At 38.2% G+C, this 23,654-nt stretch carries 18 protein-coding genes and 3 pseudogenes; 18 read left to right on the forward strand and 3 right to left on the reverse strand.

The window, feature by feature from the left end:
* Positions 1 to 131: 131 nt before the first annotated feature.
* The 11 genes and pseudogenes from ABH961_RS23825 to ABH961_RS23875 all read left to right on the forward strand — a co-directional run bounded on the left by ABH961_RS23825 (position 132) and on the right by ABH961_RS23875 (position 12,821).
* Entirely contained in the window at positions 132 to 1,526 is a 1,395-nt protein-coding gene (locus ABH961_RS23825) for an isochorismate synthase (RefSeq protein ID WP_098079224.1), read from the forward strand.
* Positions 1,523 to 3,277: a 2-succinyl-5-enolpyruvyl-6-hydroxy-3-cyclohexene-1-carboxylic-acid synthase gene (gene menD, locus ABH961_RS23830; RefSeq protein ID WP_048541145.1), complete on the forward strand. Its 1,755-nt coding sequence runs from the start codon at positions 1,523 to 1,525 to the stop codon at positions 3,275 to 3,277. The genes ABH961_RS23825 and menD overlap by 4 nt, the downstream gene beginning before the upstream one ends.
* Complete coding sequence (gene menH, locus ABH961_RS23835) at positions 3,274 to 4,086, forward strand: 2-succinyl-6-hydroxy-2,4-cyclohexadiene-1-carboxylate synthase (protein ID WP_098047222.1); 813 nt, start codon at positions 3,274 to 3,276, stop codon at positions 4,084 to 4,086. The genes menD and menH overlap by 4 nt, the downstream gene beginning before the upstream one ends.
* Before the next feature lie 68 nt (positions 4,087 to 4,154).
* The gene (gene menB, locus ABH961_RS23840; RefSeq protein ID WP_000963888.1) at positions 4,155 to 4,973 is read left to right on the forward strand and encodes a 1,4-dihydroxy-2-naphthoyl-CoA synthase; all 819 of its coding nucleotides are present in this window, start codon (positions 4,155 to 4,157) and stop codon (positions 4,971 to 4,973) included.
* A gap of 445 nt (positions 4,974 to 5,418) precedes the next feature.
* Positions 5,419 to 6,903: an o-succinylbenzoate--CoA ligase gene (locus tag ABH961_RS23845; RefSeq protein ID WP_404520149.1), complete on the forward strand. Its 1,485-nt coding sequence runs from the start codon at positions 5,419 to 5,421 to the stop codon at positions 6,901 to 6,903.
* A gap of 12 nt (positions 6,904 to 6,915) precedes the next feature.
* Positions 6,916 to 7,492, forward strand: a pseudogene (locus ABH961_RS23850) (IS607 family transposase).
* Positions 7,489 to 8,645, forward strand: a pseudogene (locus ABH961_RS23855) (RNA-guided endonuclease InsQ/TnpB family protein). Before ABH961_RS23850 ends, ABH961_RS23855 begins: the two co-directional pseudogenes overlap by 4 nt.
* Positions 8,646 to 8,800: 155 nt before the next feature.
* Complete coding sequence (gene menC / locus ABH961_RS23860; RefSeq protein ID WP_098076081.1) at positions 8,801 to 9,907, forward strand: o-succinylbenzoate synthase; 1,107 nt, start codon at positions 8,801 to 8,803, stop codon at positions 9,905 to 9,907.
* Between the two features lie 173 nt (positions 9,908 to 10,080).
* On the forward strand, positions 10,081 to 10,779 hold the full coding sequence (locus ABH961_RS23865) for a response regulator transcription factor (protein ID WP_098047225.1): 699 nt from the start codon (positions 10,081 to 10,083) through the stop codon (positions 10,777 to 10,779).
* Positions 10,772 to 11,878, forward strand: a complete 1,107-nt coding sequence (locus tag ABH961_RS23870) for a HAMP domain-containing sensor histidine kinase (RefSeq protein ID WP_098076079.1) — start codon at positions 10,772 to 10,774, stop codon at positions 11,876 to 11,878. Before ABH961_RS23865 ends, ABH961_RS23870 begins: the two co-directional genes overlap by 8 nt.
* An 82-nt stretch (positions 11,879 to 11,960) precedes the next feature.
* Positions 11,961 to 12,821, forward strand: a complete 861-nt coding sequence (locus ABH961_RS23875) for a M15 family metallopeptidase (protein WP_098076077.1) — start codon at positions 11,961 to 11,963, stop codon at positions 12,819 to 12,821.
* Between the two features lie 86 nt (positions 12,822 to 12,907).
* On the opposite strand, the pseudogene ABH961_RS23880 reads toward ABH961_RS23875, so the two are convergent.
* A pseudogene (locus ABH961_RS23880) lies at positions 12,908 to 14,122 on the reverse strand (translocation protein TolB).
* A gap of 194 nt (positions 14,123 to 14,316) precedes the next feature.
* On the opposite strand from ABH961_RS23880, the gene ABH961_RS23885 reads away from it, so the two are divergent.
* The 7 genes from ABH961_RS23885 (at position 14,317) to ABH961_RS23915 (ending at position 20,866) form a co-directional block, all read left to right on the forward strand.
* Positions 14,317 to 15,417, forward strand: coding sequence for an amidohydrolase/deacetylase family metallohydrolase (locus ABH961_RS23885; protein WP_098076073.1), 1,101 nt, complete (start codon positions 14,317 to 14,319; stop codon positions 15,415 to 15,417).
* Entirely contained in the window at positions 15,395 to 16,498 is a 1,104-nt protein-coding gene (locus ABH961_RS23890; protein ID WP_404520152.1) for a DgaE family pyridoxal phosphate-dependent ammonia lyase, read from the forward strand. The genes ABH961_RS23885 and ABH961_RS23890 overlap by 23 nt, the downstream gene beginning before the upstream one ends.
* 1 nt (position 16,499) lies before the next feature.
* Positions 16,500 to 17,255 carry a 2-dehydro-3-deoxy-phosphogluconate aldolase gene (gene dagF / locus ABH961_RS23895; RefSeq protein ID WP_044793624.1) on the forward strand — a complete coding sequence of 252 codons (756 nt, stop codon included), beginning with the start codon at positions 16,500 to 16,502 and terminating at the stop codon, positions 17,253 to 17,255.
* Positions 17,248 to 18,264, forward strand: coding sequence for a sugar kinase (locus tag ABH961_RS23900; RefSeq protein WP_098047230.1), 1,017 nt, complete (start codon positions 17,248 to 17,250; stop codon positions 18,262 to 18,264). The genes dagF and ABH961_RS23900 overlap by 8 nt, the downstream gene beginning before the upstream one ends.
* The gene (locus ABH961_RS23905; protein WP_000539282.1) at positions 18,264 to 18,989 is read left to right on the forward strand and encodes a GntR family transcriptional regulator; all 726 of its coding nucleotides are present in this window, start codon (positions 18,264 to 18,266) and stop codon (positions 18,987 to 18,989) included. The genes ABH961_RS23900 and ABH961_RS23905 overlap by 1 nt, the downstream gene beginning before the upstream one ends.
* Before the next feature lie 184 nt (positions 18,990 to 19,173).
* Positions 19,174 to 20,499 (forward strand): gluconate permease GntP, encoded by a 1,326-nt coding sequence (gntP, locus tag ABH961_RS23910; RefSeq protein ID WP_404520154.1) that lies wholly within the window; start codon positions 19,174 to 19,176, stop codon positions 20,497 to 20,499.
* Between the two features lie 169 nt (positions 20,500 to 20,668).
* Entirely contained in the window at positions 20,669 to 20,866 is a 198-nt protein-coding gene (locus ABH961_RS23915) for a YjcZ family sporulation protein (RefSeq protein ID WP_001290407.1), read from the forward strand.
* A 50-nt stretch (positions 20,867 to 20,916) separates the two neighbouring features.
* On the opposite strand, the gene ABH961_RS23920 is transcribed toward ABH961_RS23915, so the two are convergent.
* Both ABH961_RS23920 and ABH961_RS23925 read right to left on the reverse strand, forming a co-directional pair.
* The gene (locus tag ABH961_RS23920; RefSeq protein ID WP_000144903.1) at positions 20,917 to 22,890 is read right to left on the reverse strand and encodes an FtsX-like permease family protein; all 1,974 of its coding nucleotides are present in this window, start codon (positions 22,888 to 22,890) and stop codon (positions 20,917 to 20,919) included.
* The gene (locus tag ABH961_RS23925) at positions 22,887 to 23,639 is read right to left on the reverse strand and encodes an ABC transporter ATP-binding protein (protein WP_098076067.1); all 753 of its coding nucleotides are present in this window, start codon (positions 23,637 to 23,639) and stop codon (positions 22,887 to 22,889) included. Before ABH961_RS23925 ends, ABH961_RS23920 begins: the two co-directional genes overlap by 4 nt.
* Positions 23,640 to 23,654 lie beyond the last annotated feature (15 nt).

Here is a 23,654-nt window from a genome sequence, read left to right on the forward strand (position 1 = left end):
CAACGTTTATTTTCTAGGAAGAGAAGGTGAATTTCTCAGAAATGCTAAACGTTGACAGGCCTTTCGTTTGAGGTGTATCTTAAAATCAAGCGTAATTATGACTATTTTTCGCCCATAGGGGGGAGACAATTGTGATTCAAACGAAACAAATAGGCTTGCAAGAAGTTCTTAGTGCAGCCATTAAGCGTGCAACTGATGAAAAAATATTGGTGAGCTTCGTAAAACAAATAGACTGGATAGATCCGCTTCTGTTTTATGCAGCAGGAAAAAGGATCTCATTCGAAAATAGATGTTATTTTGCAGACCCAGCTCAGCATGTAATATTTGCTGGAATTGGCTCTGTTTTCACTATAGCAACTTCTTCTCACAAACGCTTTCAAACGGCTCGTGACGAGTGGGATAAAGTAAAAGAGAAAGCATTTGTACAAAGAGAAAGATACGAATTTGGAACAGGTCCTCTTTTATTTGGTGGATTTTCATTTGACCAAGAAAAAGAGAAAACCGACTTATGGAAAGAATTTGATGATACGACATTTTCACTACCAGCATTTTTATTAACTGTAAAAAATGAAAAAGCATGGTTAACAATGAATACATTCGTTTCAGCAACTGATTGTGCAGAAACTCTTTATAACGAAATTGTTTCTTTAGAAGAGAAAATTTTTGGGGAGAGTAAATGTGCACTTGAAGGATCGAAATTAACAGTTACTTCTAAAGTAGAAGTAGATCCGAAAGGCTGGATGAAGGCCATTGAAACAGTGCAAGATGAGATGAAGCAGGGGAACGTGCAGAAGGTTGTATTAGCGAGGGAGCTAAAAGTAGAAATGGATCATCATATTGATTCTGCTCTTGTTTTAGAAGCACTTCGCATTGGGCAACCAGATTGTTACGTATTTTCTTTTGATTATAAAGGAGCATGCTTCTTAGGAGCCACGCCAGAGAGATTAATTCGCAAAGAAGATGAGAAGTTTACTTCGATGTGTCTTGCTGGTTCAACTGGTCATGGTCAATCTATAGAAGAAAGTAAACGAAATAGTAATGCGCTTCTTCATGATGAAAAGAATTTAGCTGAACACGGTTATGTTGTGAACATGATTCGAGGAGTACTAAATGAGCACTGCGAATCTGTTAATATTCCGGAAAGTCCGGGCTTATTAACAACGAAAAACTTAATTCATTTATATACGCCTGTAGAGGCAAAAGGCGATGCAAGTCTTTTAACAATGGTAGAAGAATTACACCCAACACCAGCTCTTGGCGGGACACCTCGTTTGGAAGCGATGAAACTGATTCGTGATGTTGAATTGTTAGACAGAGGGTTATATGGTGCACCGATTGGCTGGATAGATGATGAAGGAAATGGTGAATTTGCGGTTGCACTTCGCTGCGGATTATTAAATGGCGCGAAAGCATCCTTATTTGCTGGGTGCGGGATTGTAATTGATTCAGTACCGCAACTTGAATATGAAGAAACAAGCTTGAAGTTTAGACCGATGCTTGGTGCTTTGGAGGAATTAATGAAATGAACAATCATATAGAAGCATTATCATATTATTTAGGCGCGTTCGTGGATGAACTGACGCGTCTAAATGTATGTGATGTTGTCATTAGTCCAGGCTCACGGTCAACACCGATTGCTCTACTAATGGAACAACATGAAGGAATGAACACATATTTACATGTAGATGAAAGATCAGCGGGATTTTTTGCGCTCGGTATCGCAAAAGCAAAAAAACGCCCTGTTGCGTTATTATGTACGTCAGGGACGGCAGCAGCAAACTATTATCCAGCTGTATGTGAAGCTTTTCATTCACGAGTGCCGCTTATCGTCTTAACAGCAGATAGACCGCATGAATTAAGAGATGTTGGTGCGCCACAAGCGATGAATCAATTCAATTTATACGGTACATTTGTGAAGCAATTTACAGAGATGGCACTTCCAGAAGCGAGTGAAGCGATGTATCATTATGCTCGCATGACGACGCAGCGCACGATAGCAAGCGCACTTCTAGCGCCGCAAGGACCTGTTCATCTTAATTTTCCAGTTCGCGAGCCGCTTATCCCAAATTTCTCATTAGAAAGTTTATGGGATAAAGGACGCGGGGAATATACAGGAGTAGTTCAGCAAGGGAACGTGATGATGCCGAGTGAATATGTAGATTCTCTTGTAGGGCGCCTTTCACATATGGAAAAGGGGCTTATTATTTGTGGAGATGATAGTCATTCAGAAATCGCAGCGTTTGCGGCAGAACTAGCTGAGAAAACGGGATATCCAATATTAGCGGATCCACTTTCTAACATTCGTAGCGGACATCACGATAAAACGATGGTAATCGACTGTTACGATACATTTTTACGAAATGAGCTGTTAAAAGAAACGTGGAAGCCAGAAGTTATGATTCGTTTTGGTGGGATGCCTGTTTCGAAAGCATTAACGCAGTTCATCAAAAAACAGACGAAAGCTGTTCATATCGTTGTTGACGAATCTGGACAATGGAGAGATCCAGCTCTCGTTGCGACAGAGGTTGTCCAAGCAAGTGATATTGCGTTTTGCGGTGCATTAATAGAAAAACTGCCAGTTATGAAAAAGAATGATTGGTTCGGAATGTGGCAACATATAAACGAAAAAACGAAGGAAACGCTTCGTGAAATGGAAACATATGAAACTGCATTTGAAGGGAAAGTTATTACGGATATCGTCCGCGTACTACCAGAAGGGGCAACGTTATTTGCGAGTAATAGTATGCCAATTCGTGATACAGATTCATTCTTTTTCACATCGGATAAAAATATTCAAGTGATGGCAAACCGTGGTGTAAACGGGATTGATGGAATCATTTCGACAGCTTTAGGAGCGAGTATTATTTGCGATCCGCTCGTATTAGTTATTGGTGATTTATCATTTTATCACGATTTAAACGGATTATTAGCCGCAAAATTACATGAATTAAATATAACGATTGTCGTTGTAAACAATGATGGTGGCGGTATTTTCTCATTCTTACCACAATATGAGAAAAAGGAACATTTCGAATCATTATTTGGAACGCCAATTGGACTTGATTATGAGCATGTTGTCAAAATGTACGGCGGTTCATTTAGCCGTGTAAATGGTTGGGAGCAATTCCGAGAAGAGGTACAAAAAGGAACGACGACGGAAGGTTTACACGTTGTAGAAATTTGTACGAACCGTGATGAAAACTTAACATTGCACCGTAAATTATGGGCAAAAACGCAGGACGTAATTACTACATCGTTGCAAGGTGAATCAAAATGAACGTAACGCTGCAAGGTGTATCGTATGAATATGAAGTAGTCGGAAGCGGGGAACCACTTCTACTTCTTCATGGTTTTACGGGAAGCATGGAAACGTGGCGTTCCTTCGTCCCTTCTTGGAGTGAGCAGTTTCAAGTCATTTTAGTAGACATTGTGGGGCACGGAAAAACGGAAAGTCCTGAAGATGTAACTCACTATGATATTCGAAATGTAGCATTGCAAATGAAAGAACTATTAGATTACCTTCATATTGAAAGAGCGCACATACTTGGCTATTCAATGGGCGGTAGACTGGCGATTACGATGGCATGTCTATATCCAGAATATGTACATTCTCTTTTATTAGAAAATTGTACAGCTGGGCTCAAAAGTGAAAATGAGAGAGAAGAACGTCGTGAAAAAGATGAGCGACTTGCCGATAAAATTGAGCGAGAAGGCATCAATAGTTTTGTAACGATGTGGGAAAATATTCCGCTGTTTGAAACGCAAAAACTTTTAGCACAAAACGTACAAGAAGCAGTGCGAAAAGAAAGACTTGCTAACAATCCAAAAGGAATTGCAAATAGCTTGCGCGGCATGGGAACAGGGGCTCAGCCTTCATGGTGGAACGAGCTGCAAAACTTAAAAATACCTGTTCTTTTAATGAACGGGGAGCATGATGAAAAGTTCTTTCGCATATTAAAAAACATCGAAAAATGCGTCTCTGACGCGAAATTTGTGAAAATTGATGGTGCTGGCCATGCAATTCATGTGGAACAACCGGAAAAGTTTGATACAATAGTAAAGGGATTTCTAAAAACTATGCAGTGATGCTTGTTCATCTAAGAAGGAAGCTACACTTATAGAGGAGATCAGAAATATACAAGGAGGTAGTTGTAATGGCTATTGAATGGGTAAAAGAAGGCAATTACGAAGATATTATTTATTCAACATACAATGGTATCGCAAAGATTTCGATTAACCGTCCTGAAGTACATAACGCATTCCGTCCTAAAACGGTAATGGAGTTAATCAACGCTTTTGCACACGCTCGTGATGATGCAAATGTTGGCGTTATCATTTTAACAGGTGAAGGTGGACGTGCATTCTGTTCTGGCGGCGACCAAAAAGTTCGCGGTCATGGTGGATATGTAGGTGACGACCAAATCCCTCGTTTAAACGTATTAGACTTACAACGTCTAATTCGCGCAATTCCTAAACCAGTTATCGCAATGGTAGCAGGTTATGCAATCGGTGGTGGACACGTACTTCATATCGTATGTGACTTAACAATCGCTGCAGACAACGCTGTATTCGGACAAACAGGTCCTAAAGTAGGAAGCTTTGACGGTGGATACGGAGCTGGTTACTTAGCTCGTATGGTAGGCCACAAGAAAGCTCGCGAAATTTGGTACCTATGCCGTCAATACAGCGCACAGGAAGCGCTTGATATGGGCTTAGTAAACACAGTAGTACCATTAGAAGAACTTGAAGCAGAAACAGTACAATGGGCACAAGAAATCTTAGCAAACAGCCCAATGGCACTTCGTTTCCTAAAAGCTGCATTCAACGCAGACACAGACGGTCTAGCTGGTATTCAACAACTAGCTGGAGATGCAACGTTATTGTACTACACAACTGACGAAGCAAAAGAAGGTCGTGACGCGTTCAAAGAAAAACGCAGTCCGGACTTCGGTCAATTCCCTCGTTTCCCTTGATCAAACCAAAAGCGGAAGCGGCTCGCTTAGAATGTGAGGGGGATGGAGCTTCTGACGAAGAGGCGCTTTTTGCCTCGTAGGAAGAAGTGAAGCCACCGAACATTCTAGCCGCTGTAGCTGGATGAAACCAAAAGCGGAGCCGACTGTTTAGCCTCGTAGGCTAAGGTTCTTTCGCACAGAAAGTGTTTTTTACTTTCTCGTGCGGAAGGTTCTTAGACGGAAGGGGCTAGGAGGCGCAGCTAGATGAAACCAAAAGCGGAAGCGGCTCGCTTAGAATGTGAGGGCGTTGGAACTCCTGACGTAGAGGCGTTTTTTGCCTCGTAGGAAGGCGTGAAACGACCGACTGTTCTAGCCGCTGTAGCTAGATGAGATCAACCGGAAATAAAACAACTAAGAGACTTGATGTCATATCAAGTCTCTTTCTTTCATGAAAGGAGAATGTATGATGGAGACGATGCCAAATTGGTTAAAGCAACGTGCATTTTTAACACCAGATCGCACTGCAATTGAAATAGAGGAAGAGAAAGTTACTTTTATGCAGCTGCATGAAAAAGTAGTATCTGTTTGTGAACACCTCACGCATGTAGGAGTGAAGCGTGGGCAAAAGGTGGCTGTTCTGATGGAAAATGGTATGGAGATGATTACAGTTATTCACGCCCTATCTTACGTAGGTGCAGTAGCTGTGCTTTTAAATACGCGTCTTTCAAGAGAAGAGCTACTTTGGCAAATCGATGATGCTGAAGTTATATGCTTAGTGACGGATCAAGATTTCGAGGCTAAGGATGTTCTTGTATATTCGTTCGCCGAAGTGATGAATGGATCGAAGGCGGAAGCCTCTATACAAGAAGAATTCTCTTTAGAAGAAGCGATGACAATCATTTATACGTCAGGGACGACAGGAAAACCGAAAGGCGTTATTTTAACGTACGGCAATCACTGGGCAAGCGCAGTCGGTTCTTCGCTTAATTTAGGACTTCGTGATGATGATTGCTGGTTAGCTTGTATGCCAATGTTCCACGTTGGCGGGCTATCTCTTTTAATGAAAAATGTTATGTACGGAATGCGTATTTTACTCGTTCCGAAATATGATGCTGATTTTATTCATAAAGCACTTCAAACGAGAGGTGTTACGATCATTTCTGTCGTTTCTAAAATGTTAACTGATTTATTAGAGAGACTTGGAGAAGAGACATATCCATCTTCTTTACGATGTATGTTACTTGGCGGAGGACCAGCGCCGAAACCGTTATTAGAAACTTGTGTAGATAAAGGAATTCCTGTGTATCAAACGTACGGTATGACAGAAACGTCGTCGCAAATTTGTACGTTATCAGCAGATTATATGTTAACGAAAGTAGGATCAGCTGGGAAACCACTATTTCAGTGCCAACTTCGTATTGAAAAAGATGGCGTAGTAGTACCGCCGTTTGTGGAAGGCGAGATCGTAGTAAAAGGACCAAACGTAACAGGCGGTTACTTTAACCGTGAAGATGCGACACGCGAAACAATTCAAAACGGATGGCTTCATACTGGTGACCTCGGTTATTTAGACGAAGAAGGATTTTTATACGTACTAGATCGCCGCAGTGATTTAATTATTTCTGGCGGAGAGAATATATATCCGGCTCAAATTGAAGAAGTGTTACTCTCTCATCCGATGGTAGCAGAAGCTGGTGTTGTCGGTATGGCTGACGATAAATGGGGACAAGTACCTGCTGCTTTTGTTGTAAAAAGTGGAGAGGTAACAGAAGAAGAAATTCTGCATTTTTGCGAGGAGAAATTAGCAAAATATAAAGTGCCTAAGAAAGCGTGTTTCTTAGAGGAATTACCACGAAATGCTTCGAAAAAATTGTTAAGACGAGAGTTAAGAGAATTAGTGGGGGAGAAAGAAACAGTAAACAAAAACATAGACAAAAGTAGGCATATATAATAAAAAGTAATTATGAAACAATATAAACCAAAAGAATTTTCAGAAATGCTTAATGTCTCTGTTAAGACATTGCAAAGGTGGGACAATCAAGGTGTTTTACCTGCTTAGCGAAACCAAAAAGGAAGAAGATACTATACAGAAGAACAGTATAAGGTATATATGAGTATTCAAGAAGAAAATAAAGTAGGCGAAGTAGTTATTCAAATCCAGGTCAGAAAGATGATTTAGAAAATCAGGTTGAGTTTCGCAAATGCACGAGGGATAATTGTAGATAAAGTTATCAAAGGTATTGGTAGCGGATTAAACTACAAAAGAAAACAGTGGAATAAACCTGATTGACAGTTGTATGGAAAGAAATATTTCGACTATCATCATTGCACACAAAGATAGATTTGTACGTTTTGGATATGATTGGTTTGAAGAGTTTCTTCGTAAAATGGGAGTGGAAATTATGATTGTTAACAATGAAAAACTATCTCCTCAAGAAGAACTTGTTCAGGATTTAATATCTATCATTCATGTATTTAGCTGTAGAATATATGGGTTGAGAAAATACAAAAAGAAAATGTCGGAGGATGAAGACTTATGAAAAGAGCATATTTAATAGAAATCAAACCGACAACTGAACAAGTTAGTAAAATCCATCAAACTATTGGGGTATGTCGATATGTATATAACCTGTATATCTCTAAAAATAAAGAGGCATATGAGTCGGAGGGGAAATTTCTTAGTGGCTATGACTTTTCTAAATGGTTAAACAACATTCATACAAAAGAGTGTGACCAGTGGATTAAAGAAGTGTCGAGCAAAGCGGTAAAACAAGCGATTATGAATGGAGATAAAGCTTTTAAGCGATTTTTTAAAGGTTTATCTCAGTTTCCAAGATATAAAAAAAGAGGAAGCAAGATGTGAAGTGCTACTTTCCGAAAAACAACAAAACAGATTGGACAGTAGAAAGACATAGAGTCAAAGTTCCTACAATTGGTTGGATAAGGTTAAAAGAGTATGGATATATTTCAAAAAATACAACTGTAAAAAGTGGTACAGTCTATCAAAGAGCAGGAAGATACTATGTGTCTATACTCTGTGAAGTGAAAGAGGTAAAACCAAATGCAACACTCAATGCAGTAGGTCTAGGAATTGATTTGGGAATTAAAGACTTCGCTGTACGTAGCGATGGAAAAACTCACAAAAATATAAATAAAACAGTACAAGTAAAAAAGATAGAAAAACGGTTAAAACGTGAACAACGCTCTTTATCACGCAAATTTGAAAATATAAGAAAGAGAGGTGAACAACCTGTTACTAATAAAAGAGCGAATATAAACAAAAATATTCTTAGGGTGCAACAACTACATGCTAGGCTAGCAAATATTCGATTAGCGTATGTAAAGTCTATTGTAAATGATGTGGTGAAAACCAAGCCAATGTTTATTACAGTAGAAGATTTGAATGTGAAAGGTATGATGAAGAACAAACATCTATCTAAAGCTGTAGCGCAACAATGTTTTTATGCTTTTAAAACATGGTTATCAACGAAATGTAGGGAATATGGAATTGAACTACGGCAAGTGGACAAATTCTATCCATCTTCTAAAATATGTTCATGTTGCGGTCAAAAAAAGTCGGATTTAAAGCTGTCTGACCGAGTATATACATGTGATTGTGGAAATGTAATGGATAGAGATTTAAATGCATCTATCAACCTTTTACAAGCAAAAAAATATACAATACTAACGTAAATAGATTGTATATATGTACGGTGGGCTACATCGGAATTTACGCCTGTGGAGTGTCACAGCAAACTGTAGTAGCGAGTGATTAGCGAGGCAGGGCACTTAGAAGCAGGAATACTCTAAGAATATACATTTGTCTATATTTTTAGTAGCAGATGTAAGTGGAAATAAAAAAAGCGACACTTCATATAACGGAAATGCCACTCGTAATCCCGTTTGCTGCAAGCTACGGAACGTATGAGAAGCGTGAGAGCATCGTGATTGAATTAGAAGATACGGACGGGTACATTGGATTCGGCGAGGTCGTTGCGTTTTCTGAGCCTTGGTATACGGAAGAAACAGTGAAGACAGCGCTGCATGTACTACAAGATTTTTTATTACCTGATTTATTGAAAGCTGAAATTTCTCATCCGAATGAAATACCAGAGTTGTTCAAGCATATAAAGAGAAACAGAATGGCAAAGGCCGGAATTGAAGGGGCTGTTTGGGATTTATATGCAAAGCGTCAAAAGAAGTCATTAGCGACATTGCTTGGCGGAACTAGGACTGAAATTGAAGTAGGCGTTGTGATTGGTATCAATACAATTCCGGTTATGTTAAAACAAATCGAGAAGTATGCAGAAGAAGGATATGAGCGTTTTAAAGTGAAAATAAAGCCAGAGCACGACTACGAGTTATTGAAAGAAATTCGTAAAGAGTTTCCAAGCATCCCGTTAATGGTTGATGCAAATTCAGCGTATACATTAGCGGATACGGAGAAACTGAAACGATTAGATGAATTTCAATTGATGATGATTGAACAACCGCTAGCGGATTACGATTTTCTTGATCATGCACAACTGCAAAAGAAAATGGAAACGCCGATTTGTTTAGACGAAAGCATCCATAGTTTAGAAGACGCGCGCGTTGCGATTACGCTTGGCAGTTGCCGAATCGTTAATATTAAACCAGGGCGAGTGGGTGGATTAACAGAATCCATTCAAATTCATGATTACTGCATGGAGCATAACATATCAGTTTGGTGCGGTGGTATGGTAGAGATGGGGATTTCACGAGCACAAAATGTTGCGCTTGCTTCACTGCCAAACTTTACGATTCCAGGTGATATATCTGCCTCTAGTAGGCACTGGGAGAAGGATATTATTTCGCCGGAAGTGATGCTTGAGGGCGGAAAGGTGATTGTACCGCAAAGTGTTGACACTGAGTATGAAGTAAATCGAGGAAGGCTGGCGGAAATCACGAAGCAGCGGATTGTGTTTGAGCGGTAGGTTGAGTCTTTAAAATAGCGGGCGAATTTCGTCGGTAATTGTCGGTAAGTCGATATCCCTTGTCGAAACGTCGATATAATTTCATTTACTAAGGTTACTCTCATGAGTAACCTTTTCGTATTGTACAAATTGGATAGACTAGTTTACAATCGAGCGTATAAAGGGGGAGTAAAATGAAGCGCATTTCAATTTTAATAGCGGATGATGAGGCAGAAATTGCTGATTTAATTGAGATACATTTAGAAAAAGAAGGTTACCACGTCGTGAAAGCAGCTGATGGAGAAGAGGCAATTCAGGTTATTGAAACGCAGCCAATCGACTTAGTGGTTCTAGATATTATGATGCCGAAAATGGATGGTTATGAAGTGACACGCCAAATTCGCGCGAAGCATCATATGCCAATCATTTTCTTAAGTGCGAAAACGTCTGATTTTGATAAGGTGACAGGTCTTGTATTAGGCGCAGATGATTATATGACGAAACCTTTTACACCGATTGAATTAGTTGCGCGTGTAAATGCACAATTACGCCGATTTCTGACGTTAAATCAGCCGAAAGTAGCGGAGAATAAATCTGCTTTAGAGGTAGGTGGAGTCGTTATTGATCCTGAGCGAAGAACTGTAAATGTGTACGGAGAGCAAGTTGAATTAACACCGAAAGAGTTTGATATTTTGTATTTATTAGCGAGCCATCCGAAGAAAGTGTACAATGTGGAAAATATTTTTCAGCAAGTATGGGCCGATGATTATTTTGAAGGCGGAAATACAGTTATGGTACATATCCGTACGTTGCGGAAAAAACTTGGGGAAGATAAAAGAAAGAATAAGTTAATAAAAACAGTGTGGGGAGTAGGGTATACTTTCAATGGCTAAAAAGATGAGAAGCTTTCGCTCGAAGATGGTTATGCTATTTGCGTTAAGTATGATATTTGCTGGTGGCGTAACCTATATCATTTATGAAGGATTACGGATTTATTATAAATTAGTCGTTCGTTTTGAGGATCCATTAGCTCAATTTCGTTCCATGGTAAGACAAATTGGGGATGTTAATTTCTTTTTAATTATTTTCATCCCTCTATCCATTATGTTTTTCTTCTTCCTTACTAGACCGTATGTAAAATATTTTGATGAGATTTCGAGCGGGATTCATCATTTGGCGAACGGAGATTTTACAAATGAAGTGCGCGTGTCATCAAATGATGAGTTTGGATATATCGCACGTGAAATAAATGTAGCGAGTGAAAAATTAAAGGAAGCAGTAGAACGAGGAGACTTTGCAGAAAGTAGTAAAGACCAACTCATTGTTAACTTAGCTCACGATTTAAGAACGCCGTTAACATCTGTTTTAGGATATTTAGATTTAATTCTTAAAGATGAGAATTTGACGAAGGAACAAATTAAACACTTTTCCACAATTGCTTTTACGAAGTCCGAAAGGCTGGAAAGTTTAATTGATGAATTATTTGAAATCACAAGAATGAATTATGGGATGCTGAAGCTGGACAAAAGACCAATTGATGTAGGTGAATTGCTTATTCAGTTAGATGAAGAATTATATCCGTTATTAGAAAAGAAGGAATTAGAAGCGAGATTGAATATCACGCCGCAGTTACCTATTAACGGTGACGGGAAATTATTAGCGAGGGTATTTGAAAATCTTTTAACGAATGCGATTCGCTACGGGTATGATGGAAAGTTTGTTGATGTGAACGGGTATATTGAAGGTGAAGAGGTAGTCGTACAAATTATTAATTACGGAGATAGCATTCCAGAAGGAGATTTACCGTATCTTTTTGATATGTTTTATACAGGTGATAAGGCAAGATCAGAGCAACAAGGTGGTACAGGCCTTGGGCTATTTATTGCGAAAAATATTGTTGAGCAGCATGACGGGACGATTTCTGCTGAAAGTAATGTGATTAGAACGATATTTGAAGTGAGATTGCCAAAAGAAGAGATCGAAGCAGTTTAATAAAAATTTAAACTTTATCCCACTTTTTATTTTAATAGTTTTTTCTATTCTATACGTAAGTTACGTTAAGGAGGAACTAGAGATGAAAAAGTGGGTATTTATTTCTCTTTTTATAGCATGCACAATCTGCGTAGGCTTTTATATATCACCATTATTTCAAAAAGAGATCGATGTTAAAGTTGCAGAAAAAGATAATACGGTAAGAGCTGCGAATACGGAAAATATAGAGGTTACAAAAGAAGACATTTATAAAGGGGATCTGTTATTAGTTAATAAAGATTACCCAGTAAAAAAAGACAGTATTAGGTCTGATATTATAAATGTAAATCACAATAGTGAATTAGTAAGAGGTTATGTGATATTTGATAGAAATCTTCGTTTATCAAAGGATGTTGTGAGCAAGTTTTTGAACGTTGTCGATGCAGCTGGGAAAGATGGCGTACAGCATTTCTTAATGAATAGCGGATATCGAGATTTTCAAGAGCAAGAAAAGTTATATGAAAAAATGGGCTCTGACTATGCACTCCCGGCAGGGTATAGTGAACATAATTTAGGATTATCACTGGACGTTGGATCAACGCAAAAGAAAATGGAAAAAGCGCCTGAAGGAAAGTGGATTGAAGAGAACGTATGGAAGCAGGGCTTTGTGTTACGTTATCCGAAAAATAAAAGTCATATTACAGGCATTCAATATGAGCCGTGGCATATACGTTATGTCGGCTTACCGCATAGTGCCATTATGCAAAAAGAGAAAATTACATTAGAGGAATACTTAGACTTCTTAAAAGAGAAAAAAGAAATTTCAACGAATGTAGAAGGTAAGAAATATACGGTTTCTTATTATAAAGTGTCCGGGAACATGAAAGTGAATGTTCCGGTAAATAAGCAGTATGAAATTTCGGGGAACAATGTGGACGGGGTTATTGTGACGGTTCAGGAATAGATCATTTTGATTCTCCCATGTGGGAGAATCAAAATAGAGGAACAGGTACAAATTTTTATATGACTAGGATTGTAATTAACATATTTTCAATGAAGTTTAGTCAGAGTAAAAAAAGTCGGAGCCTCATCAACATTCTTTAGCCATATATACTCCTGACTATGTAAGCTATCCTTCACCCAGACATCGCCTTTATATGCATTTGTTTTAAGATAAGGGCCAATAACTTGAGGGTCTTCATCACGTTCATTCTGTTTTGGGAACGAGATTTGTCGCTGTTCTTCTGTTTTTATATTGATCATATAAAGTGTTGTAAACATTGTCGGAACAGGACCGTCTTTCCATACCTTGTTTTCTTTTGCGCGAGCTACAACTACTTTGTTTGGTGAAAGCCATTCTAAATCAAGGTCTACATAACCTACAGGTGTATATTCCTTTTGTTGTTTTGCTGTTACCATGTCTGCAATTGTGAGTTTTTTATTTTCTACAAAAAACCTTCCTTCTCCTGAAATATAAGCCAGTTGATTGGCTGATGGAGCCCACTTCATCCAGTCTTTGAACCATAGCATGTTACCGATCTTTCGAAAGTGTTTCCCTTTTGATGAGATAACACATAATGTATTGCTATCCATTGCCAAGGAGGCAGTAGGACCGGCCAAAAAACTAATCCACTTTCCATCAGAACTCCACTTGAAATAGTTAGCGTTAATCGCAAATAAATCAGTTTCATTTGTTTGAATCGTATAAAAAAGTTTTATTTTATCTTTAGCAAGATTTGCATCGACTGGAATTTTATAAAGCGGAACCTTGCCCCATCCAGTCGGACGCAAGCAGGATTGTGAGGAGACGATAAATTCCTTTCCGTTCGGGAACCATTCGAAATCACTAACCCCAAGTGATACATTTTCAAAATCTTGTGGGCGACCGTTTTTAATTTTTGTAACGTTTAATAAACCTTGATCAGTGTAAGCTAATTGACTTTTGTTTGGTGACTACTTAAAATCAGATGTTACGACTCTTACATAAGGCTGATAGTTTATTTTCTCTTCCGTATCATAAATGAATAAGTTAGATTCTTTACCCGCTTCATCACTATCAATATAGCCAATAAACCTACCGTCATAAGACCATTTTGGAGAATACACATATCGATTTTTTGTGATTTGTATTTCTTGATTTCCTGTCTTTATCCATAGCTGATGGTCCCGGATAAATGCAGCCGTGAGTGATGGAGGGGCTGCGCTAACCGTTGTTGATATAGACAAAGTGATTAAAATTATAAATAATAAAATTCGAAATCCCATGAATATCCCTCCTGCTTATAGATTGTCCGAATATGTAATGGAAACTCTCATTTTAATATAAAATCAAACATTATAACGTTATATTTACTTCTCCATTTTTTTGTGTTACGCTAAACGTGTGAAAGATATATATAAAATGAAACTTTAATGTAAGCGTATTCTTATGGCTTCTTATAGAAAAGGGTGGAAATACAATGACAGAACGATTCGTACTACGTAATGTGAAACGTGTGAACGGGGAAGAGATTGACATTGTAATTGAAAATAATAAAATCGCACAGGTGACGAAAGCTGGTGCTGGCGAGGGTGGAAAGGTTCTTGATTACTCAGGTACTTACGTATCGAGTGGCTGGATTGATTTACACGTTCATGCTTTTCCAGAGTTTGATCCGTATGGCGATGAGGTGGATGAAATTGGCGTTAAGCAAGGGGTAACGACAATTGTTGATGCGGGTAGCTGCGGAGCTGATCGCATTGCAGATTTAGTACAAAGTAGAGAGCAGGCAAAAACGAATTTATTTGCCTTTTTAAATATTTCTCGCATCGGTTTGAAACGAATTGATGAATTATCCAACATGGAATGGATAGATAAAGAGAAAGTAATAGAAGCAGTAGAAAAGTATAAAGATGTAATCGTTGGGTTAAAAGCGAGAATGAGTAAAAGTGTCGTTTGTGACAGCGGAATTGAACCGCTTCATGTAGCGCGCTCTTTATCCCGCGAAACATCATTACCGATTATGGTACATATCGGTTCAGCGCCTCCTCGCATTGAGGAAGTTGTACCTCTTTTAGAAAAAGATGATGTCATTACACATTACTTAAACGGGAAAGAAAATAATTTATTTGATGAAGAAGGCAAACCGCTACCTGTGTTACTAGATGCAGTGAAGCGCGGTGTTCATTTAGATGTTGGTCACGGTAATGCTAGTTTTTCTTTTAAAGTAGCAGAAGCGGCGAAGCGTCACGGTATTGCCTTTCATACAATTAGTACAGATATTTACCGGAAGAATCGCGTGCACGGTCCCGTGTATAGTATGGCTCACGTTCTTTCGAAATTCCTTTACTTAGGTTATCCGCTAGAAGAAGTAATTGATGCGGTGACGAAAAATGCAGCAGAGTGGCTGAAAAAACCAGAGCTTGGCCGTATTCAAGAAGGCGATATTGCAAATTTAACTTTATTTACGGTGAAAGATGAGAAGATTACGTTAATTGATTCAGAAGGGGATCAGCGCATTGCTGAAAGAAGGATTGATACGAAAGGGGTTGTAATCAATGGGTCATTCATTGAATGCTAAGTATGGATTAAAAAGAGTAATAAATGCGAGCGGTAGAATGAGTATTTTAGGTGTATCCGCTCCTACAAATACAGTTATGGATGCGATGAAACATGGTGGACAAAATTATGTGGAAATTGCAGATTTAGTAGATAAAGCAGGAGACCATATTGCGAGAATTCTAGATTCAGAGGCAGCAGTCGTTGTGAATTCAGCATCGAGCGGAATTGCGCTTTCTATCGCTGGTATCGTTACAGAAGGAAATCGCCGTAAAAGTGAAAGACTTCATCAAGAGGTCATCGCGAAAAACGAAGTGATTATGTTAAAAGGTCATAACGTTCAATACGGTGCTCCTGTTGAAACGATGATTTACTTAGGCGGGGGTAAACTTGTAGAAGTTGGCTATGCAAATGAAGGGAAAGCAGAGCATATTGAAGAGGCGATTGGTGAAAATACAGCAGCAATTCTGTATGTGAAGTCACATCACGCCGTGCAAAAAAATATGATTTCTGTTGAAGAAGCATGGGAAGTTGCGCAGCGAAATAACATCCCACTTATCGTCGATGCGGCAGCTGAAGAAGATATTCAAAAATATGTGAAGTATGCAGACCTTTCCATTTATAGCGGTTCAAAGGCAATTGAAGGACCGACTTCTGGTATTATCGGCGGGAAACGAAAATATATCGAGTGGCTGAAAGTGCAATTACATTGCATCGGAAGAAGTATGAAAGTTGGTAAAGAAACAACTTTCGGCTTACTTCAAGCACTTGATGAGTACGGAGTAAAAGAAGATAAGAGTGAGCAAGAAAAAGAATTATTACAAGTACTTATGCCGCTAAAAGAATTAAATGGTGTAAATGTAACAATCGTTCAAGATGAAGCAGGAAGAGCAATCTTTAGAGCACGTATTCATATTAACGAGAACGAGTTAAATAAATCAGCAAAAGATGTTGTAGCAGCATTACGCGAAGGGGAAATCGCAATTTATACACGTGATTACGGAGTAAGACAAGGATTCTTTGATATCGATCCACGTCCACTTCAAGGTGATGACATACATGTAATTGAAGAAAAAATGAGAGAAATTGTAGGGGGAAACTAAAATGACAAACATTCAAAAACGTTTTTATAAAGGCCGCGTAGCATTAAATGTATTAGCGAACAATATCGAAAATGCGAAAGACATTTTTGAGGCAGCAGAAGGTTATGTAGTAGTCGGAGTGTTATCAAAAGACTACCCAACAGTAGAAGAAGCCGTTACAGCGATGAAAGCATACGGAAAAGAAATTGATGACGCAGTATCAATCGGACTAGGAGCTGGAGATAATCGCCAAGCGGCAGTTGTGGCTGAAATTGCGAAACATTACCCTGGTAGCCATATTAACCAAGTGTTCCCTTCAGTTGGAGCGACACGTGCAAATCTTGGCGGAAAAGATAGCTGGATTAATAGTTTAGTATCTCCAACAGGAAAAGTAGGGTACGTAAATATTTCTACTGGTCCAATTAGTGCAGCTGGAGAAGAAAAAGCAATCGTTCCAATTAAAACAGCGATCGCACTTGTACGTGATATGGGCGGAAATTCATTGAAATACTTCCCAATGAAAGGGCTAGCTCACGAAGAAGAATATCGCGCAGTTGCGAAAGCATGTGCGGAAGAAGGATTTGCATTAGAACCAACAGGCGGAATTGATAAAGAAAACTTCGAAACAATTGTACGCATTGCGCTTGAAGCAAACGTAGAGCAAGTTATCCCGCACGTGTACTCTTCTATTATTGATAAAGAAACTGGCAATACGAAAGTAGAAGATGTTCGCGAATTATTAGCAGTCGTGAAGAAATTAGTTGATCAATATGCGTAAGAAAATTGCAGCATTCGGCGAAGTAATGATGCGCCTGCAAGTACCAGGATATGAGTTATTGTCGCAAGCTAACACATTAAATTACTCCTTTTCTGGTACAGGTGTGAACGTTGCAGCAGCACTTTCTCATCTCGGACATGAAGGCTTTCTTATTTCAACTTTACCGGAAAATTCTGTAGGGGATGCTGCGGTATCACATATTCAAAAGTTAGGCATTCGGGCACCGTTTATTTCAAGAGGCGGTAAATATGTCGGCATGTACTTTTTAGAAAATGGATTTGGAGCACGTGCAAGCCGCGTTACATATTCAAATCGATTAGAAAGTAGCTTCAATACGGCATGTGAAGACATGTACCAATTTGAAGAAATCGCAAAGGAAATTGATATCGTTCATTTTTGCGGCATTACACTTGCGATGAATGATACGGTGCGCCATCATATGAAATCTTTAGCGAAAGCAGTGAAAGAAAACGGAGGTACTGTCGTTTTTGATTGCAACTATCGTCCATCTCTTTGGGGAGAAGACGGATATGAGCAGGCGAAATCGCATTATGAAGAAATGCTAGCTCTTGCTGATATCGTTATGATGAACGAAAAAGATGCAATGTTCGTTCTTGGAATGAAAACAGAAGAGACGGAGCGAGAAGCACAACTTATTGATCTTATTCCAAAAGTGGCTGAAACATATCATATCGCTACAATTGCTGGTACACATCGCTCTATTAATAGCGATAATACACACTCGCTTCGCGGGTTTATATGTAAAGATGGTGCGTTCACTTTTGCAAAAACACTTACGTTTTCTGTATATGATAGAATAGGTGCTGGAGATGCTTATACGAGCGGAATTATTCATGGCGAGATAGAAGAGTTTGCACCAGAGAAAGCTGTTTCATTTGCGTCAGTAGCTGGAATGCTTGCACATACAATCGTCGGTGATACGCCAATGTCATCAGAGAAGGATATACTTCGGGCAATGACGGCATCAGTAGGTGATGTAGAAAGGTAGTGGGTGTAACGGTGAACGTAACGAGGAAAAAAGGACCATTATATTTACAAATAAAAAATATTATTCGTGATCGAATATTGCATGGTGTATATGCGATTCATACGAATATTCCTTCCGAACCGCAGTTAGAAGAAGAGTTCAAAGTGAGCAAAATTACAGTGCGTAATGCGATTAAAGAACTTGCTCAAGAAGGATATTTAGAAAAGAAAAGCGGTAAAGGAACGAAAGTTATCCGCAATACTTCTGCGACAAAGTTGTCAAAGGGTAAGAAATTTACTGAAGTGTTAGTGGAAGAAGGATATAAAGTACAGAAGAAATTGCTAAAAGCAGAAATCGTTCAGAATGAAGAAGGAACAGTGCCATTTCGATTATTCGGTAAAGAGAGTTTTCGTATCGAACGTTTATATACGTTAAATGATGCACCGTACATTCATTATACGCACTATTTCTCAGCTAAAATGGCAAGTACAGATTTATCGGACTTTGATCTACAATCGCTTTACGATTTAGTTGAAGACCGAGGTATACATTTAGAAAACTTCAGAGATGAATTCGCTGTTGGGCTTGCGCCTAGTTTTGTTGCAGAAGCGTTAGGTGAAAAAGAGGGGACAGCGCTATTAAAACGTATGCGCTATTCTTACGATGAAGTTGGCGAAGTAATTGAATATAGCGAAGGCTACTACAATACAGAAATGCAGCATTATGTAGTAAATTATGACGTATAAAAAAGAGGGATTTTCCCTCTTTTTTTATCCCGCGTTAACGGACAGTAAAACTCCCACCTCAAAATTCAGTTGGAGCAAAGAAGTTAGGTGGGAGATCGACTGTCCATAAACGTCCGATTGGTTCAACTAATAATCAGTGGGGGATGAACAAAACCCCCACTTTATAAAGTAAGGGGAATGGGAGATGGATATATACTTATTAATCGTCACATTATTTGCAATCGCGATTGTTATTTTAGGGGTATCATGGTGGAAATGGCATGCATTTATTAGTTTAACAGTTGCGAGTTTATTTTTAGCTATCATGTCTGGATTGAATTTGACGAAAATAGTAACTGCCTATGAAACTGGTGTTGGTAGTGTACTAGGGCATTTAGTTGGTATTTTAGCTCTCGGAACAATTTTAGGAAAAATGATGTCCGATTCAGGGGCCGGCATGCAAGTGGCAGACTTCTTTATTCGATTTTTCGGTGTAAAGAAACTACCTTGGGCTATGTTATTTGCAGGATTTGTTATAGGGATTCCGGTATTTTTTGAAGTGGGGATCGTCATTTTATTACCACTTGTTATTTCCATTCGAAAAACGACGAAGCAAAATATATTATTAATTGCGTTACCTGTTATTGCTGGATTATCTATTGTTCACGGGCTCGTGCCACCACATCCAGGGGCGATGACAGCAATCGGTATTTATAACGCGAGCTTAGGAAAGGTACTTTTATATTCATTAATTATCGCGTTACCAACAGCCATTATCGCAGGACCGATATTTGCAAAGTGGGTACATAAAAGGGTTATACCTGAAAATGAACCAGAGCTTATTCGAGTTACGACTGTCTCAACTGATTTACCGAGTCGTAAAGTTTCATTCTTTATTATTTTATTACCAGTTGTATTGATGATTTTATCAGTAGTCGCACCATATATTTCATTACCGAAAAAGATAACTGAATTTTTCATCTTTATAGGAAGCCCAGTAATAGCTTTACTCATTTCATGTTTTGCAGCGTTTTATTTACTTGGCATGAGACAAGGCATTAATAAAAAGATGATTAAAAAATTAACAGACGATAGTTTATTACCGGTCGGTTCTATTATTTTAATTATCGGTGCAGGCGGTGGATTTAAACAAATATTAATTGAAAGCGGCGTTGGAACAGCGATTGCGCAAATGGCAGAACATATATCGTTATCACCAATTGTATTAGCTTTCATGGTAGCTGGATTAATTCGAATTGCAACAGGTTCAGCGACAGTAGCATTAACGACAGCAGCAGGGATTGTTTCACCAGTTATTCAGCACATGTCAGGTGTAAATTTAGAATTGCTCGTTATAGCAACAGGTGCAGGATCATTAATGTTTTCTCACGTAAATGATGCAGGATTTTGGCTTGTAAAAGAGTATTTAGGGTTAACGGTGAAGGAAACGTTTAAAACGTGGACGGTGTTGGAGACATTGTTATCATTTATTGCATTTGGCTTTGCGCTTTTATTAAATATGTTTATTTAGAAGATACCTTAACTGGTATCTTTTTTTTGATGAAGCCCATTTCTAAAAACAAGCCCGTTTTTAGGTAAGCCAAGCTTCCTATTCGCCCTGAAAACATACTATAAATGGAATCCCCTCATTTAGAGCAAGGTGAACTTGTTATGAATGATACTAAAGGAGGAATAGAGTAATGAGCGAAAAGTGTGAACACAGACATGATGATTGTAACCGCAGAAACCATGGTTGCGGAGGCGGTTTTGCGCTTCTAATCGTATTGTTTATTTTATTAATTATCATCGGTGCTAGCTGCTTCGGCGGAGGCGGAGGCGGTTGTGGTTATGGTGGTTACGGCGGTTATGGCGGCGGCTATGGTGGATATTGCTGCTAATTAAAAACTATTGAAAATAGCCTTGTGCATTATGCACAAGGCTATTTTATTCATATTTTTATATGCTGTGATAATTTATTAATGTACAGAGAACGGATTAAGAAGAAGAAAATGATCTCAATAATCCCGAATAAAGTGAGTACGATTAATGTCTCTTTCAGTAATGAGAAAGAAAACATGCTTTGTAAAAACTTAATGGCGAATATTGTATGAATACCAGCAACAATATAAGGAACGAAAAATAATATTCCTAATTGAATCGTTGCAGAACGAAACATTTCTGATTCTGTTAAGCCAAGTTTTGTAATCGTAATATACTTTTGTCTTTCAGTTGTTAAGTCGTTATACATACGGAAATATAAAACACTAGCCGCACCGATAAAGAAGATAAAGCCAAGAAATGCCCAAATAAAGAATTGAGCAACTGCATTTCCTTTACCGTAAATGAGTTCATCCGTAGCTGTATATATGAAGAAAGGAACTTGAGCGTTCTCTTCTGTATGCTTTTCGTAGAACTTACGTGCATCACCACTAATAACACGTAACATATTTTTTGTTGGAACGATTGCATTTTCCCAGTTTTCTACGAAGTAGTTATAGATTACGGTTGTTTCAATATGAGGAATCATATTATCAAATACATAATCTTGTACGACAGCTAAATGTGGGAATGCAAAGGATGGTTCTATTCCCTTATTAATAAACCCTTTAATATGAAATTCTTTTTTATTAGATCCAAGTGTAATCGTATTATGCTTTGCAAATGGATTAGATACGAGATTGAGAAGTTCTGGTGAGTGGCGAGAAATAATATACACTTGTGTAGAATCAAGTGTTATTTCCGGTCTTTTCAATTGTTTAGCAATTGCGTTATAATCACTCATCTTCATAAGCATAATGTCTTCTTTTGAAGCTGTATCTTTTACTACTGTAAACTTATATTTTCTGTACTGAAAATTATTATTTGTAAGCTCAGTTTCAATTGTAGTAATATGCTTTTGTTCAAGGGAATTGTCACCTTCTGATGTATAAGTGAAGGGGACGGGATATCGTTCTAGTACCGATGCTGTTGTATTGTTATTAGCAGCGAATAAACCAATAATAATTGTAAATGCAAGTGCAGATAGCATAGAAACGATAAAGAGTACATTAATATTACTACGGGTACGAGAAACTAAATCTGAAATCCATAACATATTTATTTGTTTCAAATAAAACTTTCTTCGTTTCTTTAAAATATAGATGAAAAGAAGAAATGTTTGTGAAAAGAATAAATATGTCCCGACTACTACGAGTGGCAAAATAGATAATATAATAAAGAAGACAGATCCATTTTGGGCATTTTTATCTGTTACATATCCTTGTGGATAACCGGCGATATAATAGCATAGCCCTAAACAGATTAAAGCGAATAAAGAAATGAGTATAGATGGTCTTTTTTCAGCTTTCATTTTTTTGTTACCTTTAATGAGCTTCGCTGTTTTACGAGTACGAATAAACATCGGTGTAAATGTAGAAACGATTAAAAATAAAATGATAAACGTTACGGTTGTAACGATAATCGCTTCGGTTGGCCAATATAAATAGAGGCCTTTCGCACCTGTTAATTTCGAAGTGACTAATAAGAAGAAGTTAGAAAATACAAGGCCACCTTGAATACCGATAAAGATAGACAGTATCCCGATCATCATGTTTTCAGTAAATAACAGTCTTTTTAATTGTCTTTGTGAGATACCAAGAATAGTGAGTATCCCGAATTGTTGCTTTCGTACATTTAAAAATGATCCAACTGAATATAAGAGAAAGAAGAACGAGAACAAAACAATAATAAACTGTGCAGTACTAGCCGAATTCATAAGAGGATCTCGTTCTTGAAAACCTTGTACACTTTGTAAACGTGGATGGAACGCATATACAGTAAATGAAAAGAAAACCATGATAGAAAATGCGCTGCTTACAAAATAAGCGAAATATGCTTTCGAATTACGCGAGACATTTTTAAATGCAAATTGCCAAAATGTCATCCACGTCTTCCTCCTAATAAAGCTAAAACATCTAATATTTCTTGATAAAACTTCTCGCGATATAGTCCGCGGTGAAGTTCATTGTAAAGCTCTCCATCTTTAATGAAAATGACGCGGTTACAATAACTTGCTGCGAACGGATCGTGCGTAACCATTAAAATTGTTGCATCTTCTTCTTTATTTAATTTCGTAAATAACTCCATTACATCGATTGCTGCTTTTGAATCTAAGTTTCCCGTTGGTTCATCAGCAAGTAGAAGTGAAGGGTGATGAATAACAGCACGAGCTACTGCGGTACGCTGTGCTTGTCCCCCAGAAACTTCAAAAATACGTTTATCCAAAATATGATCAATTCCAAGTTTCTTGGAAATGTTATCAAGCTTTTCATCCATTTCCTTTAATGGAATATTATCTAATGTTAAAGGTAGTACGATATTTTCACCGATTGTTAGTGTATCTAGTAAGTTAAAGTTTTGGAAAACAAATCCTAACTCTTGGCGGCGGAAAATAGCTAACTTCTCTCTACGAAATGTGTGCGGTTTTTTTCCGTTAATCACGATATCACCAGAAGTAGGGGAATCAATTGTAGAGATAACGTTTAAAAATGTAGATTTACCACTACCAGATGGCCCCATGATAGCAACAAATTCCCCCTTATCTACATGTAAATTTATATTTTTCAAAGCAGTATGAGGGACTTTTCCTTCATACACTTTTGAGACGTTTTTTATGTGTAAAACTTCTTCCATAGTAATCACCTTTCT

Origin of the sequence: Bacillus sp. RC251, from assembly GCF_044908765.1 — a bacterium.
Lineage (GTDB): Bacteria > Bacillota > Bacilli > Bacillales > Bacillaceae_G > Bacillus_A > Bacillus_A wiedmannii.

Bases quoted from the DNA above. Each gene is read 5' to 3' on its own strand.
- menB (WP_000963888.1), top strand. From the start codon at position 4,155: ATGGCTATTGAATGGGTAAAAGAAGGCAATTACGAAGATATTATTTAT.
- ABH961_RS23915 (WP_001290407.1), top strand. From the start codon at position 20,669: ATGAGCGAAAAGTGTGAACACAGACATGATGATTGTAACCGCAGAAAC.
- ABH961_RS23865 (WP_098047225.1), top strand. From the start codon at position 10,081: ATGAAGCGCATTTCAATTTTAATAGCGGATGATGAGGCAGAAATTGCT.
- menH (WP_098047222.1), top strand. From the start codon at position 3,274: ATGAACGTAACGCTGCAAGGTGTATCGTATGAATATGAAGTAGTCGGA.
- ABH961_RS23875 (WP_098076077.1), top strand. From the start codon at position 11,961: ATGAAAAAGTGGGTATTTATTTCTCTTTTTATAGCATGCACAATCTGC.
- ABH961_RS23890 (WP_404520152.1), top strand. From the start codon at position 15,395: ATGGGTCATTCATTGAATGCTAAGTATGGATTAAAAAGAGTAATAAAT.
- ABH961_RS23845 (WP_404520149.1), top strand. From the start codon at position 5,419: ATGGAGACGATGCCAAATTGGTTAAAGCAACGTGCATTTTTAACACCA.
- ABH961_RS23885 (WP_098076073.1), top strand. From the start codon at position 14,317: ATGACAGAACGATTCGTACTACGTAATGTGAAACGTGTGAACGGGGAA.
- dagF (WP_044793624.1), top strand. From the start codon at position 16,500: ATGACAAACATTCAAAAACGTTTTTATAAAGGCCGCGTAGCATTAAAT.
- ABH961_RS23920 (WP_000144903.1), bottom strand. From the start codon at position 22,890: ATGACATTTTGGCAATTTGCATTTAAAAATGTCTCGCGTAATTCGAAA.
- ABH961_RS23870 (WP_098076079.1), top strand. From the start codon at position 10,772: ATGGCTAAAAAGATGAGAAGCTTTCGCTCGAAGATGGTTATGCTATTT.
- ABH961_RS23900 (WP_098047230.1), top strand. From the start codon at position 17,248: ATGCGTAAGAAAATTGCAGCATTCGGCGAAGTAATGATGCGCCTGCAA.
- ABH961_RS23925 (WP_098076067.1), bottom strand. From the start codon at position 23,639: ATGGAAGAAGTTTTACACATAAAAAACGTCTCAAAAGTGTATGAAGGA.
- gntP (WP_404520154.1), top strand. From the start codon at position 19,174: ATGGATATATACTTATTAATCGTCACATTATTTGCAATCGCGATTGTT.
- menD (WP_048541145.1), top strand. From the start codon at position 1,523: ATGAACAATCATATAGAAGCATTATCATATTATTTAGGCGCGTTCGTG.